This window comes from Bradyrhizobium genosp. L (genome assembly GCF_015624485.1).
Lineage (GTDB): Bacteria > Pseudomonadota > Alphaproteobacteria > Rhizobiales > Xanthobacteraceae > Bradyrhizobium.
Window position 1 is genome coordinate 4,304,729 of sequence record NZ_CP061378.1, and the last position, 13,053, is coordinate 4,317,781.

14 protein-coding genes are annotated in these 13,053 nt (G+C 65.2%); 7 read left to right on the forward strand and 7 right to left on the reverse strand.

The window, feature by feature from the left end; genetic code table 11:
• Positions 1-4 precede the first annotated feature (4 nt).
• Positions 5-1,276: an O-antigen ligase family protein gene (locus tag IC762_RS20335; RefSeq protein ID WP_195784030.1), complete on the forward strand. Its 1,272-nt coding sequence runs from the start codon at positions 5-7 to the stop codon at positions 1,274-1,276.
• Here the strand turns inward: IC762_RS20335 and IC762_RS20340 are convergent.
• The gene (locus IC762_RS20340; protein ID WP_246801670.1) at positions 1,248-1,721 is read right to left on the reverse strand and encodes a MarR family transcriptional regulator; all 474 of its coding nucleotides are present in this window, start codon (positions 1,719-1,721) and stop codon (positions 1,248-1,250) included. The genes IC762_RS20335 and IC762_RS20340 overlap by 29 nt on opposite strands.
• Before the next feature lie 147 nt (positions 1,722-1,868).
• Between IC762_RS20340 and IC762_RS20345 the strand changes: the two genes are divergently transcribed.
• Positions 1,869-3,068, forward strand: coding sequence for an FAD-dependent oxidoreductase (locus IC762_RS20345; protein ID WP_195790212.1), 1,200 nt, complete (start codon positions 1,869-1,871; stop codon positions 3,066-3,068).
• A gap of 115 nt (positions 3,069-3,183) precedes the next feature.
• Here IC762_RS20345 and IC762_RS20350 read toward each other — a convergent pair whose 3' ends face one another.
• From IC762_RS20350 to IC762_RS20360, 3 genes are all read right to left on the reverse strand, one after another.
• Entirely contained in the window at positions 3,184-4,359 is a 1,176-nt protein-coding gene (locus tag IC762_RS20350) for a saccharopine dehydrogenase family protein (RefSeq protein WP_195784031.1), read from the reverse strand.
• A 67-nt stretch (positions 4,360-4,426) separates the two neighbouring features.
• Positions 4,427-5,212 carry a DUF169 domain-containing protein gene (locus IC762_RS20355; RefSeq protein ID WP_195784032.1) on the reverse strand — a complete coding sequence of 262 codons (786 nt, stop codon included), beginning with the start codon at positions 5,210-5,212 and terminating at the stop codon, positions 4,427-4,429.
• An 83-nt stretch (positions 5,213-5,295) separates the two neighbouring features.
• Positions 5,296-6,096: a YdcF family protein gene (locus IC762_RS20360; protein WP_195784033.1), complete on the reverse strand. Its 801-nt coding sequence runs from the start codon at positions 6,094-6,096 to the stop codon at positions 5,296-5,298.
• Positions 6,097-6,162: 66 nt separating this feature from the next.
• Here IC762_RS20360 and IC762_RS20365 point away from each other — a divergent pair, with 66 nt between their 5' ends.
• From IC762_RS20365 to IC762_RS20380, 4 genes are all read left to right on the forward strand, one after another.
• Positions 6,163-7,104, forward strand: coding sequence for an acetamidase/formamidase family protein (locus tag IC762_RS20365; RefSeq protein WP_195784034.1), 942 nt, complete (start codon positions 6,163-6,165; stop codon positions 7,102-7,104).
• Positions 7,105-7,219: 115 nt separating this feature from the next.
• The gene (locus tag IC762_RS20370; protein ID WP_195784035.1) at positions 7,220-9,043 is read left to right on the forward strand and encodes an AMP-binding protein; all 1,824 of its coding nucleotides are present in this window, start codon (positions 7,220-7,222) and stop codon (positions 9,041-9,043) included.
• A 176-nt stretch (positions 9,044-9,219) separates the two neighbouring features.
• Complete coding sequence (locus IC762_RS20375; protein ID WP_066514059.1) at positions 9,220-9,420, forward strand: hypothetical protein; 201 nt, start codon at positions 9,220-9,222, stop codon at positions 9,418-9,420.
• Positions 9,421-9,467: 47 nt separating this feature from the next.
• Entirely contained in the window at positions 9,468-9,938 is a 471-nt protein-coding gene (locus IC762_RS20380) for a GcrA family cell cycle regulator (RefSeq protein WP_195784036.1), read from the forward strand.
• A 112-nt stretch (positions 9,939-10,050) separates the two neighbouring features.
• On the opposite strand, the gene IC762_RS20385 is transcribed toward IC762_RS20380, so the two are convergent.
• Entirely contained in the window at positions 10,051-11,013 is a 963-nt protein-coding gene (locus tag IC762_RS20385; protein ID WP_195784037.1) for an SDR family oxidoreductase, read from the reverse strand.
• A gap of 231 nt (positions 11,014-11,244) precedes the next feature.
• Between IC762_RS20385 and IC762_RS35605 the strand changes: the two genes are divergently transcribed.
• On the forward strand, positions 11,245-11,373 hold the full coding sequence (locus tag IC762_RS35605; protein WP_283816262.1) for a hypothetical protein: 129 nt from the start codon (positions 11,245-11,247) through the stop codon (positions 11,371-11,373).
• A 97-nt stretch (positions 11,374-11,470) separates the two neighbouring features.
• Here IC762_RS35605 and IC762_RS20390 read toward each other — a convergent pair whose 3' ends face one another.
• Both IC762_RS20390 and IC762_RS35610 read right to left on the reverse strand, forming a co-directional pair.
• On the reverse strand, positions 11,471-12,379 hold the full coding sequence (locus tag IC762_RS20390) for a dihydrodipicolinate synthase family protein (protein ID WP_195784038.1): 909 nt from the start codon (positions 12,377-12,379) through the stop codon (positions 11,471-11,473).
• A 177-nt stretch (positions 12,380-12,556) separates the two neighbouring features.
• The gene (locus IC762_RS35610; protein WP_283816263.1) at positions 12,557-12,682 is read right to left on the reverse strand and encodes a hypothetical protein; all 126 of its coding nucleotides are present in this window, start codon (positions 12,680-12,682) and stop codon (positions 12,557-12,559) included.
• Positions 12,683-13,053 lie beyond the last annotated feature (371 nt).

A 13,053-nucleotide genomic window follows, 5' to 3' on the forward strand; every position in this document is an offset into this window, starting at 1 on the left:
TCCGATGGCCTATGCGGCGACAGCCGGGACGTCTTTTTCCGCGACCACGGCGCCGCCGGGCGTGCTGGCGTTGCAGCGGGCGCTGGTGTGGCTGGCCGGCGCCTCCGGCGCGATCGTCTTCATCGAGCCGAGCCCGTACGAGCTCGTCACGCTGACCTCCTGCGTGCTGTTCTTCGCCACCGGCCTGCGCATGCGCGCGGCGTTCATGCCGCTGCTGTTCGCGCTCGTGATCCTCAATGTCGGCTACAGCATCGGCGCCATCCCGTTCTACGACAAGCCGGAGGTGGTGAACTGGATCTTCACCTCCTGGTACATGGCGATAACGGTCGTCTTCTTTGCCATGGTGATCTCCGAGGACACCGAAGCGCGCCTCGACATGCTCAGGCGGGGCCTGATCGTCGGCGCAATGATCGCGGCACTCGCCGGTATCGCGGGCTATTTCCACCTGGTGCCCGGCGGCTACGAGCTGCTGACGCTGTATGAGCGCGCCCGCGGCACCTTCAAGGACCCGAACGTGCTCGGCGCATTCCTGATCCTGCCGGCGCTGTTCGCGCTGCAGAGCGTCGTATCCGACCGCCTCGGCAAGGCGTTTCGCAATGCCATCGCCTTCGCCGTGATGGCGCTGGCGATCCTGCTGGCCTTCTCCCGCGCCGCCTGGGGCGGCCTCCTGATCACGTCGGCCTTCATGCTGGCGCTGATGGTGCTGACCAGCCGCACGCAGGCGCAGCGCTCGCGCATCATCGTGATGGCGCTGATCGCCGTGATCCTTGCCATCGCACTTGTCGGCGTGCTGCTCTCGATCGGCTCGGTCGCCGACATGTTCAAGCAACGCGCGAGCTTCGACCAGAGTTATGACGAGGGCCGCTTCGGCCGCTTCGGCCGCCACATCCTCGGGGCCCAGATGGCGCTGGAGATGCCGTTCGGCATCGGCCCGCTGCAATTCCACACCTACTTTCCCGAGGATACCCACAATTCCTTCCTCAACGCCTTCATGTCGGGCGGCTGGATCTCGGGCCTCTGCTATCCGACGCTGGTGTTCGTCAGCGTCATCATAGGCTTCCGCTACGTCTTCATGCGGGTGCCGTGGCAACGTTCCTATCTGGCGGTATTCTCGGCGTTCCTCGGCACCGTCGGCGAAAGCTTCATCATCGATACCGACCATTGGCGGCACTTCTGGATGATGCTCGGCACGATGTGGGGCATGTACGCGGCGGCGGAGCGCTTCCGCGCCACCTCCGCAGAGCCGGTCAGCGCCGAGGCTTCGGCGGCATCTTGAGACTGGCGCGCTGCTCCGGCGGCGTATCGATGACCGCCTTCAGCGCCTCGGTCGCTTCCAGCACGCCCCTGTAGCCGTCATTGGCGAAGCGCAGCAGCAGGCGCAGCTCGTCGTCGGTGTAGCTGCTCCAGCGCTTGAGCATCGCATTCTGCATCGGCACGTAGAATTTGCCGATCTCGGCGGCGGTCTCCTCCACCACCGAGATGAACACCTTGCGGCGGTCGCTTTCGTCGCGCTCGCGGCGCACGTAACCCGCATTCTCCAGACGATCCACCACACCGGTGATCGCACCGGTGGTCAGCCCGGTGACTTCGGCGAGACGCCCCGCGGTCACCCGCCCCTCGAGGTGGAGAATGTCCATGCATTCCATGTCGGAATTGGAAATTCCGGCCATGTTCGCAACGGCTTGACCATACATCACACCCTGCGCCGAGGACCGCCGCATGGCCTCCTCGAGTTGCTGCATCAGCGCCGCGCGCGATTTCGCGCTTGACAAGGCTCACCTCATACCTTAGTCGATTGATATCTTAGTAACTAAGAGAATTAGCTACTAACCTTTCCTAGCCCACCAGACTGCATGGAGCAAGGCATGATGACCCAACGTCCGCGCAAGGCGCTCATCATCGGCGGCGGCATCGCCGGTCCGGTCACCGCGATCTTCCTGAGACGAGCCGGCATCGAGGTCGAGCTGTACGAAGCCTGGCCCTATTCCACCGGCATAGGCGGCGGCCTCCAGATCGCGCCGAACGGCATGCGCGTGCTGGCCGAGGTCGGTCTCGCCGACGAACTGATCCGCCGCGGTTCGATCGCCGAATCCTTCGATTTCTACTCGCAGGCCGGCAAGAAGCTCGGTTCGCTCAACCGCGACATGGCGAAGCGATTCGGTCAGCCGGCCGTGAACATGTGCCGCGCGACGCTGAATGAAGCCCTGGTCGACGCCGCATGGTCCGCCAGCGTCTCGGTGTTCTTCGAGAAGCGCCTGGTCAAGATCGAGGACCGCGGCGACCAGCCCATAACAGCCTATTTCGCTGACGGCACCACCGCCGAGGGCGATTTCGTGATCGGCGCCGACGGCGTGCACTCGGCGGTACGGCGGCATGTGGTCCCGGACGGGCCTGTGCCGTTCGACACCGGCCTGCTCGGCTTCGGCAGCTTCGTGCCGCGCGCAGTGATCGAAAGCCTGCCGATCGGCCGGAAGGTGGAAACCACATTCGGGCAGAGCGGCTTCTTCGGCTACGGGCTTTGCAGCCCCGATCCGAACGACGGCGTGATGTGGTGGAGCACGCAGCCGGCGCACGGCATGACGGCGGCAGCCTTCCGTCTCCAGAGCCAGGATGCGATCAAGCGGCACCTACGCGATTTCCATGCCGGCTGGCACGATCCGATCCCCGCGATCATCGACGCCGCCGAGAACATCATGGTGACCGACACGCTCGACGTCGCGACGCTGCCGACGTGGTCGCGCAAGCGCACGCTGTTGATCGGCGACGCGGCGCATGCCACCAGCCCGCATGCCGGCCAGGGCGCATCGCTGGCGCTGGAGGACGCGATGCGGCTCGGCATGTTGCTGCGCGACGGTCAGGAGCTCGGCCAGACCTTCCAGGCGTTCGAGCACGAACGGCGTCCCCGCGCCGAGAAGATCGTGGCGATCGCCCGCCGCAACGGCAACAACAAGCGCGAGTTCAGCCCGACCGGCGCCTGGATCCGCGATCACATGATCAAGCTGCTGCTGCCGCTCTCGGCGAAAGGCATGGATTTCATGTACGCCTACGATCCCCGCGCTGCGGCGTAGTCGACGCAAGCGATATGCGTAGGGTGGGCAAAGGAGCGATAGCGACGTGCCCACCATTCACGGCGTGCTCGCGATGGTGGGCACGCTGACGCTTTGCCCACCCTACGAAATGCGACTACTTTTCTATCTCGAACCTCAAGCCGGCGTGATCGACCAGGCGCTTGATCAATTTGTGCTGCATCGCAGCCCCCGGCGTCCAGAAGCCCGCGGGCACATCGGGCGTATCGCGCAACAGGCAGATCGCGCATTCCGAGATCATCTTCGAGGTCGAACCGTAGCCGGGATCGCGGTCGCCCTTGATGCCGGCGCGGACGGCGCGGCCGTCGGGTGCGACGGCGACATAGAGCAGATCGTAGCGTCCGTTCTCGCGCTCTTCCTTCGAGGGCCCCTCGCCCGGCTTCGGCGCGCTGGGGCCGGTCTTCTCGGCATTGAAGGCCATCACGCGCTTGGCGTTGGCTTCGCCCTTCTCGCCCGGACCGGTCAAGACCATCTCGTCGTAGACGAAGTCACGGCCGTAAGGGAATCCCATCAGCATGTTGGAGCGGTGGACGTTGCGGGTGTTGATGAGCGCCATCATGAAGGGCGCGGCCCAGGATTGCAGGTCGTCCTCGTGAAGCGGCTTGTTGCCGCGCGGCTGCTTCGGACCTTCAAATCCCGGGGTCAGCGCGAACGGGTTGTTGAGGATCGCAACCAGGCTCAGATCCTGCGCGACCGCGTCGAACGTCGCCTTGGCGCTCGCCGCGGTGCCGCCGGACATCGTGCCGCGCATGTCGCGCACCCGTCCCTTGACCCGCGGCGCCATCGCGCCGAACGCGCGCTTGGCTTCGTCCTGGACGAAGAACGCGCCGAGCTCGAATGGCACCGAATCGAAGCCGCAGGAGAACACGATGCGGGCGCCGCTCGCCTTCGCCGCGGCCTCATGCTTGTCGATCATCTGCCGCATCCAGACCGGCTCGCCGCAGAGATCGAAATAATCCCTGCCGGTTTCCACGCAGGCGGCGATCAGCTCGTTGCCGTAGTACTGGTACGGGCCGACGGTCGAGATCACCGATCTGGTCTGCGCGAGCATCGCCTTCAACGCAGCGCTGTCGCCGGAATCGGCGACGAGCAGCGGCGTGTCGGCGGGCGCGCCGATCGCATCACGCACCGAGGCGAGCTTGTCCTTGCTGCGCCCGGCCATCGCCCATCTCAGACTCCCATCGCGATAATTCGCGGCGAGATACTCGGCGACGAGCTGGCCGGTGAAGCCGGTTGCGCCATAGACGACGATGTCGAGTTTCGGCGAGGCCATCAGACAGGTTCCCTGCAAAACGAATGGGCGGCCCTTTTGTCATCGCGGCCGGAGCGACGCAACCCGCTTATTTCTTCGCGTACGACACGCCCATCCCGGCGCGCACGTCGGCCTGGATGCCGTAGGCCGCGATCGGATAGCGCAGGCCGTTCTTGGCGAGCTGCTTCATGCCGGCAATCGCCTTCACGAGATAGCCAGGCGGCAGCGCCATCAGCATCTCCTCGTCGGGCACGCCGCCATAGCGGCGCTCGGCGAAGCACGGTAGCGAGAGGCTCGGCTCGCCGGTCTTCAGCGCCCGCCCCCACGAATCCGCGCAAGCCGTTTCGCCGACCACGCCCCATTCGAACTTCTTGTAGCCGGTATATTGCAGCCCGTTGATCAGGATGATCATCTGCCCCGGCGTCGCGTAGACCAGGCAGATATCCGGCGGATCGAGCCGGCCGCTGACGAGCGGGCTCACCGCCATCGCCTGATAACGGCCGTAAGGCACGACATCGAGCGCCTCCTGGCGCTTGCGCGCATCCTCCGCGGTGCCGTGCCAGACGCCGACATAGTTCTCGCCGGCGAGCCATGTCTCGTCCTGCGGCGCGAGCCCGATCACCGCGCGGCATTGCGCGCCGACCAGATCGTCGCCGGTGATGCCGACGGTCCAGCCAAGCCGCGAGGCCATGCTGACGATCTGATCTGTGGTGTGGACCGCAGACGGCCGCCGGATCTTCGGGATCGCCTCCATGTCCTCGACGCGGGCAAACATCTTGATCCCGATCACCGTGGTCTTCAGCCGCAGCAGGCTGTTCAGATCGGCGACGATGGCGGCGAGGTCGAACTGTTCCGGCGGTGTCTGCTGTTGCATGGCGTGAACTCCCGTGACCGGCGGCTTTGCGCCACCTGTTGTGGCGATGTTAGCCGGATTGGCGGGCGCTGGCGACACGCGCCTCAGGGCGCCGTCGGCCCCGGGAACAGGGCATCGGTCTTGCCGTTCACCCTGTAGGCGACGAGGCCGAGCCATTCGCGGATTGCGATGTCGGTACGCGACAGCCCGTCCATCGCCATGTTGATGACGAAGAGATCGCCGAGCTTGCCGACGCGCCAATCGACCGGATAGGCCTCGACCGGAAATCCCGCCTTGCGAAACAGCCCGACCGAACGCGGCATGTGATAGGCCGATGTCACCAGGAGCCAGCGTTCGCCCGGCTGCGGCTTGACCAGCGCCTTGGAGAATTCGGCGTTCTCCACCGTGTTGCGCGACTGCCGCTCGATGGTCAGGCGCGACTTGGCAACGCCGAGGTTCTCCAGCACCTCGCCGGCATAGTCGCCTTCCTTGGCATCGTTCGACAGCAGATTGGCGTTGCCGCCGGTGAAGACGATGCGGGCATCGGGATATTTGCGCGCGAGTTCAGCCGCGACGATGATGCGGTCCGCGGAGTGCGCAACGATGGTGGTTTTATGCGCCAGCGAGACGTCGGGATCGATCGATCCGCCGAGGACGATGATGCCGTCGGGTACGCCATGCGCGGGATTCCACGGCGGAAAGCGGCTCTCCAGCGAGTAGATCAGGAGATTGCCGACCGGCGAAAACGCGATCACCGCCAGCAGCACGGCCGCGCCGACCGTCAACCTGCGACCAAGCACGGCAAACCGCGTCGGCCACAAGGCGGCACCGATCAGGCCGATGCCGATCAGGAAATTCACCGGCAGCAGCATGATGCCGAGCGTCTTGGAGAGCACGAAAAACAAGGGAGGCCTCTGGGAAGTTCTGCCGTCACGTCATACGCTGCCACGACAGCAATCGAAAGACGTCACATGCCCCACCATGACCTGAAGTCCAGTCCCGAAACCTGCCATTGGGGCTTCTTTGAAGCGAAGCTGAAGCCGGTCCTGACGATTGCGAGCGGCGACGAGGTCACGATCGAGACCGTCAGCGGCGGCCCTGACGTCGTACCCGACCGCGGCAAGTTCGTCGTCCCACCGGAGCTCGACGATATCCACGCAAGGTGCGAGCGGATGGTACCCGGGCACATCCTCACCGGTCCGGTCGCGGTCGATGGCGCCGCGCCCGGCGATGTGCTCGAGGTCGATATCCTCGACGTGCAACTCCGCCAGGACTGGGGCTGGAATCTGATCAAGCCGCTGTCCGGCACCCTGCCCGACGATTTCCACGAAACCCGAATCCTCAACATCCCGCTTGATCGCGACCGGATGGTCGGCCGCATGCCGTGGGGACTCGACCTGCCGCTGAAACCGTTCTTCGGCGTAATGGGCGTGGCGCCCCCGCCGGCCTGGGGCCGCATCTCCTCGCTGATCCCGCGCGCGATGGGCGGCAATCTCGACAACAAGGAGCTTGGGGCCGGCGCAAAGCTCTATCTGCCTGTGTTCGTGCCGGGCGCGCTGTTCTCCTGTGGCGATGGCCATGGCGTGCAGGGCGACGGCGAGGTCTGCGTCACCGCGATCGAGACCGCGCTCACCGGCCGCTTCCGCCTGACCTTGCGCAAGGATCTCAAGCTCGCCTATCCGCGCGCCGAGACCGCCGACCACTATATGACGATGGCGATGGATCCCGATCTCGACCAATGCGTGGTGCGGGCGCTGCGCGACATGATCGTGCTGCTCGGAGAGAAGCGCAATCTGTCCCGCGAAGACGCCTACACGCTGTGCAGCCTCGTGGCCGATTTGCGGGTGACGCAGACCGTGAACGGCTCCAAGGGCATTCACTGCATGATCGCGAAGTCGGTGGTCCACGGCTAACCCTCCCATGTCATTCCGGGACTCGCGAAGCGAGAACCCGGAATGACAGGTTGTGTTTTGCGCGGGCGCCTCGATACAATCCGCCCCAACGACCAAAAAGCGATAGGGAAGCGACATGCTGAAGGACAGGCTTTCGCCGGCCGACGAGGCCGCACGCGACAAGGAGATGCGCGAGACGCTGGCGGCCTGCCCGCGGATCCTCGATCTCATCGCCCGCGGTCCGCTCGGCGCGCCGGATGCGGAAGCCGCGATCTATCTGCGGTCGCCGCTCGATCCAAACCCGGTCGTGATTTCCAACGATCACTTGATGGGCTGCGTCAAGGCGGCCGAGACCTATTTCCGCAGCCACGGCATCGGCAAGGACGACGTCGTGGCGCTGCTGCTGCCGGCCTGTCCTGCGACCATGGTCGGGATCTTCGGCGCGGCAGCCTGCGGCATCGCCGAGCCGCTCAATCTGCTGTTCACGCGCGAGGCCATTGTCGCCCAGCTCAATGCCATCAAGGCCAAGCTTCTGCTGGCGCCGCCGCCGGGCATGCCGGGCGGGCTCTATGAGAAGATCGAAGGCTTGCAGCGCGAGGTGCCGAGCCTCAAGCGTATCGTGATCGTCCCGCTCGACGGCACCATCGCCTTCGACGGCGAGGTGCTGCAACCCGATCCAGCCTGGCGCGACGACTACGGCAAGTCGAAAGACGCGAGCGAAGCCGACCGCGTCGCCGTGATGCTGCCGACCGGCGGCACCACCGGCCATCCCAAGGTGGCGCGGCTCACCAACCGTGCGATGGTCGCCTCCACGCTCTCCTCGCGGATGGCGCTCGACTTCCGGCGCGGCGAGCGCGCGATGATCACGCTGCCGCTGTTCCATGTCGGCGGCCTGTTCTGCACCTCGTCGAACTGTCTCGCGGCCGGCACAACCATGTTCATCCCCGGCCCGGCCGGCGCGCGCGATCCCGCATTGATCACGCATTTCTGGAAGATCGTCGAAAAGTACCGCGTCAACATCACGGGCGGCGTGCCGACCACGCTTGGCGCGCTCGCCGACGTGCCCATAGCGGGCAGCGACATTTCGAGCCTGCGCGTCACCGCGATCGGCGCCTCGATCTGCCCGCCGGAGATCGAGCGGCGCTATCTCGCGACCTGGGGCGGCCCCTGCGTCCAGCAGCTCTACGGCATGACCGAACTCGCCGGCGCCATCACCCATGATGTGCACGGCGTGAAGCCGCGGCCCGAGGCCGTCGGCACACGCAATCCGCTGGTCGAGCTTGCGATCCTCGCAGGCGGCACGTTGCACAGGGGACCATGGCCCTCGCCGGTCGGCGAGCTCCTGACCCGCGGACCGCAGGTGTTCGCCGGCTATGTCGACAGGAAGCAGACCGAAGAGGCTTTCCACGACGGCTGGCTGCGCACCGGCGACATCTGCCGGATCGATGCCGACGGCTTCGTCTACATCATAGGCCGCGCCAAGGACGTTATCATCCGCGGCGGCCACAACATCGATCCGCGCGCGATCGAGGACGCCGCGCTGCAGTTTCCGGGCGTCGCGCTCGCCGCGGCGGTCGGCCGTCCCGACGCCTATGCCGGCGAGGTGCCGATGCTGTTCGTCTCGGCGCAGCCCGGCGCCCATATCGATGCGAACGCACTCGCGGCCTTCGTGCAGGACAACATCCTGGAACCGCCGGCGCGGCCGCGGATGGTGTCGGTGATCCCGGACATGCCGGTGACGCCGGTCGGCAAGATCTTCAAACCCAAGCTGCGCGAGATCGCCGCCGGCGAAGCCGCGCGCGAGCTTCTGGCGCTGGAGGGGCTCCGCGGTGTCAGCGTGGACGCGATCACTGACCCCTCCCGTGGGCTTTATCTGAGCGTTTCAGCCCCTCCCGAGCAGGCCGAAATCGCTGAGCGGCTGCTGAAGAGGTTCCCGGTCAAGGTTGAGTTACGGGCCTAAGCTCTTCGCCTGACTGGATAATTGATAGGCATCTACACTGCCGCGGCGCGCCGGAATTGATTTCCGGCGCGCCATTGGGCGCACCCGCATTTCCCCGGCTTGACGGTCTCCTGCATTACCTAATAGAGTCTAAATAGATACTTTTCAGTACACGCGTTCAGAGTTAGCGTTCTCCCATGGCTACGGAAAAGGCCGAAACCGACCGCGTACCGGTCACATTGGCGCTCTCGACCATTGGATATCTCGAGAAGCTGGTGAGACAGGGCACCCACGGCACGAGCGTCCCGGGCGTTGCACGGACATTGATCGAGGAAGGCATTCGGCTCGCCATCAAGGACGGGTTGCTTGCGATCCGCGACAACGGCCGCGCGCCCTGAGGGGGCGCGCCGGCGCGGCGGTTCAACACAGAACGTGGAACCGCAAAATGATTGAACCGACTCTTGAACCGACCTGGACGCCCGAGCGCGTCGACCAGCTCAAAGGCTATTTTGCCGCCGGCCTCTCCTGCCGCGATATCGCGGTCAGCATCGGCGTCAGCCGCAATGCCGTGATCGGCAAGCTGTCGCGGCTGAATCTGACCCGCTCGACGCCCGAGGAGCGCCGCGCACGCAGGAAGCGATCCACACCGCCCGCGCAGAGACCGACACCCAAGCAGCAACTCCGGATGTTGCAGGCCGTCTATCCGCAAGAGCCTGAAGACGCCCCGATCGCCAGCGTCAACAATTGCTCGCTGTTCGAACTGAGCGAGCAGCGCTGCCGCTGGCCGATCTCAACGCCGGGCGCCGACGATTTCTGCTTCTGCGGCAACACCCCGCTCGGCGGCATGCCCTATTGCTCAGGCCATTACCGCCTCGCGTATCAGTCAAACTCGCGCCAGCGCGCGATGCGCGGCTAGAGCATTTTCGGTTCTGATTGAATCAGAACCGAAGCTCTAGACTCTTGTCTTGACGCGTTTTCTTCACGCGAACCGGTATCCACTTCGCTCGAAAACGCTCTAGGTTGAGCGATCAGCCGACCTTCCAGCCGGTGGCCGCGACGAGGCTCTGGTAGAACTCCGGCGTGTAAGCCTGGTCCGGCGTCTTGCGCACGCGCTCATCGAGCATGTGCGCATCGTCGCCGACCAGGATGCGCCAACGATCCGCCTTGACGCCGTCGAGGATGATCTTGGCAGCGGCGGCTGCCGTCGTCGGGGCCTCGTCGTGGAAGATGCGGGCGCGGTCGAGCGCGAGTTGCTGGATGTCAGCGTCTGACATCTTGGCGACGTCGACACCCTGCCCTTGCAGACGCTGCCGCGCCTGCTTGAGCTCGTCGGCGTTCAACTGGTCTGAGCCATTCTGCACCTTGCGCGAGTTCGACACGATCGAGGTGCCGATATGGCCGGGCATCACGACCGAGCATTTGACATGCGGCGCGTTGAGGCGGAGATCGTTGATCAGCGCCTCGGTGAATCCCTTCACCGCGAATTTCGCGGCAGAATAGGCGGTGTGCGACACACCCATGCCGACCGAGGCCCAGAATCCGTTGACGCTGGAGGTGTTGACGATGTGCGCCTCGTCGGCCTTCACGAGCAGCGGCAGGAAGGTGCGGACGCCGAGATAGACGCCGCCCCAGCAGATGTTGAAGGTGCGCTCCCACTGCTCGCGCGTGTTGGTGAACAGGCTGCCGCCGCCGCCGATGCCGGCGTTGTTGAACAAGAGATGGATCCGGTCGGTCGCCTGCTGCTCGATCAGCTCGTCGCGGAAACGCTTGTAGTGGTCCTCGATCGAGACGTCGGCGACGTGGGTCGTGATGCGCAGGCCCTGTGGCAGCTTCTCGACCTCGCACAACCGCTTGGTCTCGGCCATCGCCTCGGCCGAGACGTCGCACATCGCGACATTGCAGCCTTCGGCGATCAGCTGCCGCGCGAGCTCGCGTCCCATGCCCGTGCCGCCACCGGTGATGACGGCAATCTTTCCGGCAAAATCCTTCATGTGAGATCCGTTCGTCCCTGCTTGTTCTTGGTTTTGGTCGGCGCGCGGATCGCGGTCCCAACCATTTGGCCGCGCCACTCTACATCACGGAATCGCATTGCCAACGGCGCAGGAGGGGTCCGCCCGCTGCCCCTCTCCCATCCCGGGAACCAAAATCGCACCTCGTGGTTGAACCTTGTCGGCGCGACCGCGACGTACCCGACAGGGAGGCGTTCTTCCAGGGAGGTTGGAATGACCCACTGGCATGACTCGATGGTCGATCAACCCGAGACGTCGGGCACGGCCTATGCCGCCGGCTGGACCATCAGCGGGCTGGCAGTGCTTGGCCTGGTCGTCTGCGTTTGGGTCCTTGGGATCTAGGCCGGGAGCGGCTTTCTATTGCGATGCAAATCCTGCGGCGGGCTTACGCCCGCGCCGCATTGGGCGATTTCCCGGTTCGCGATCTCCCTTCCCCGATCTATTCGGCCGCCTCAGCGCGCTTGCCAGTGGGCGCACCAAGGCCGTGCAGCGCTTTTGCGATCGCCGCCTGCTGCGCCGGCGACGCCTCGGGCATCGGCGCACGCGGAAAGGTTTGCGGCAGGCCCTGCAGGGTCTGCGCATAGCGGGTGCAGGCCGGCAGGTTGTCGGCAATCACCGCGTTCCACAGCGTCAGCAGCGTCTTGTGCAGATCGAGCGCGCCGGCATGATCGCCCGCCTTCACGGCGTCCCACAGCTTGACCGAGGCGTGCGGCGCGGCGGTGAGGATCGCGGCGATCGAGCCGTGCGCACCGAGGGTGTAGGACGGATACATCAACGCATCGACGGCGCTGTAGATCAGTTTGTCGGGCGCCATCATCATCAGGTCGGCGAACAGCTTGAGGTCACCGGCGCTCTGCTTGACGCCGACCACCAGCGGCACCTCGTTCATGATCCGCGTCAGCAGCGCCGGCGACAGATAGGACCATGGCACGACGTTGTAGATGATGATGGGCATGCCGGTCTCGTCGGCGATGCGGCGGAAATGGCCGACCATCGCCTCGTCGTCGGGCTTGAACAGATAATGCACCGGCGTCACCTGCAGCGCCGCGACATCCATGTCGCGCACCAGCCTGCCGCGCCGGACCGCATCGCGGGTGGAATCGACGATGACGCCGGCGATGACGGGCGCCCGGCCGTTCGCGGCCTCGACCGTCGCCGCGATCAGGTCGCGATATTCCTCGTGATCGAGCGCGTGGCCCTCGCCGGTCGAGCCGCCGGCCGCCATGCCGTGGGCGCCGGCCCCGAGCAGCCAGTCGACCTGCGGCGCGACCAGCTTGAAATCGATCTCGCCGTCCTTCCGGAACGGCGTGGTCATCGGCGGTATCACGCCGGTCGGACGCATCTTCATCGGCAGGCCCTCGCTGTTTCCATCCCGCCTGTCCGGCACCGCTCATTGTCGGCGGTGCTCTCGGGGTCGGCCGATCGAGCCTATCGCGCATCGCTGCGGCGTCCAGCGGCCACGTTGGCGCAGCTGTCCCACAGCCTGGACATGGCCCGGCACCAGGATGCCGGTAAACGTCCTCGCTTACGGAAACAGCAGCCTGAGCAGGCCGCGCCATGAGAGGTCAAGCACCACCTCATGGTGCCGCAAGCCCTTGCCGCCCTTGACCAGGCCGAGGTCCCGTATCAGGCAATAATGGCCGCTGCTCATGCGAGCCAGTCGGCTGTTTCTGAAGCGCCCCATGGCACGCGAGAATGCACCGCGGATCGATTCCGTCAAATCTTGACCTGCTCGAATCGCGCGCGTGACGCGGCGCGTGCGCACCGCGATGCAGAGCCGCGGAATCAAAAACCTCCGGCAGGGCATTGCCGGAGGTTTGGAGGCTTAGCACGAGGCCAAGAGCCATCAATCTATGTGTTGGCCGCCGCTTATATAGTTTAGTAGATCAGGTAAGTAAATAAGTTTGCGGCAAATCAAACGCATGGCACGTCTTCGTGATTTGCGTAAAACCAAGATGATCGCCGCATCGATCATCCCTGCTTACTCAAGAAAAACCCCGGCAGTTGTCTGCCGGGGTTCTG

Excerpts from the sequence above, each read along its gene's own strand:
- IC762_RS20335 (WP_195784030.1), top strand. The coding sequence starts at position 5 with ATGGCCTATGCGGCGACAGCCGGGACGTCTTTTTCCGCGACCACGGCG.
- IC762_RS20340 (WP_246801670.1), bottom strand. The coding sequence starts at position 1,721 with ATGCGGCGGTCCTCGGCGCAGGGTGTGATGTATGGTCAAGCCGTTGCG.
- IC762_RS20345 (WP_195790212.1), top strand. The coding sequence starts at position 1,869 with ATGACCCAACGTCCGCGCAAGGCGCTCATCATCGGCGGCGGCATCGCC.
- IC762_RS20350 (WP_195784031.1), bottom strand. The coding sequence starts at position 4,359 with ATGGCCTCGCCGAAACTCGACATCGTCGTCTATGGCGCAACCGGCTTC.
- IC762_RS20355 (WP_195784032.1), bottom strand. The coding sequence starts at position 5,212 with ATGCAACAGCAGACACCGCCGGAACAGTTCGACCTCGCCGCCATCGTC.
- IC762_RS20365 (WP_195784034.1), top strand. The coding sequence starts at position 6,163 with ATGCCCCACCATGACCTGAAGTCCAGTCCCGAAACCTGCCATTGGGGC.
- IC762_RS20370 (WP_195784035.1), top strand. The coding sequence starts at position 7,220 with ATGCTGAAGGACAGGCTTTCGCCGGCCGACGAGGCCGCACGCGACAAG.
- IC762_RS20375 (WP_066514059.1), top strand. The coding sequence starts at position 9,220 with ATGGCTACGGAAAAGGCCGAAACCGACCGCGTACCGGTCACATTGGCG.
- IC762_RS20380 (WP_195784036.1), top strand. The coding sequence starts at position 9,468 with ATGATTGAACCGACTCTTGAACCGACCTGGACGCCCGAGCGCGTCGAC.
- IC762_RS20385 (WP_195784037.1), bottom strand. The coding sequence starts at position 11,013 with ATGAAGGATTTTGCCGGAAAGATTGCCGTCATCACCGGTGGCGGCACG.
- IC762_RS35605 (WP_283816262.1), top strand. The coding sequence starts at position 11,245 with ATGACCCACTGGCATGACTCGATGGTCGATCAACCCGAGACGTCGGGC.
- IC762_RS20390 (WP_195784038.1), bottom strand. The coding sequence starts at position 12,379 with ATGAAGATGCGTCCGACCGGCGTGATACCGCCGATGACCACGCCGTTC.
- IC762_RS35610 (WP_283816263.1), bottom strand. The coding sequence starts at position 12,682 with ATGAGCAGCGGCCATTATTGCCTGATACGGGACCTCGGCCTGGTCAAG.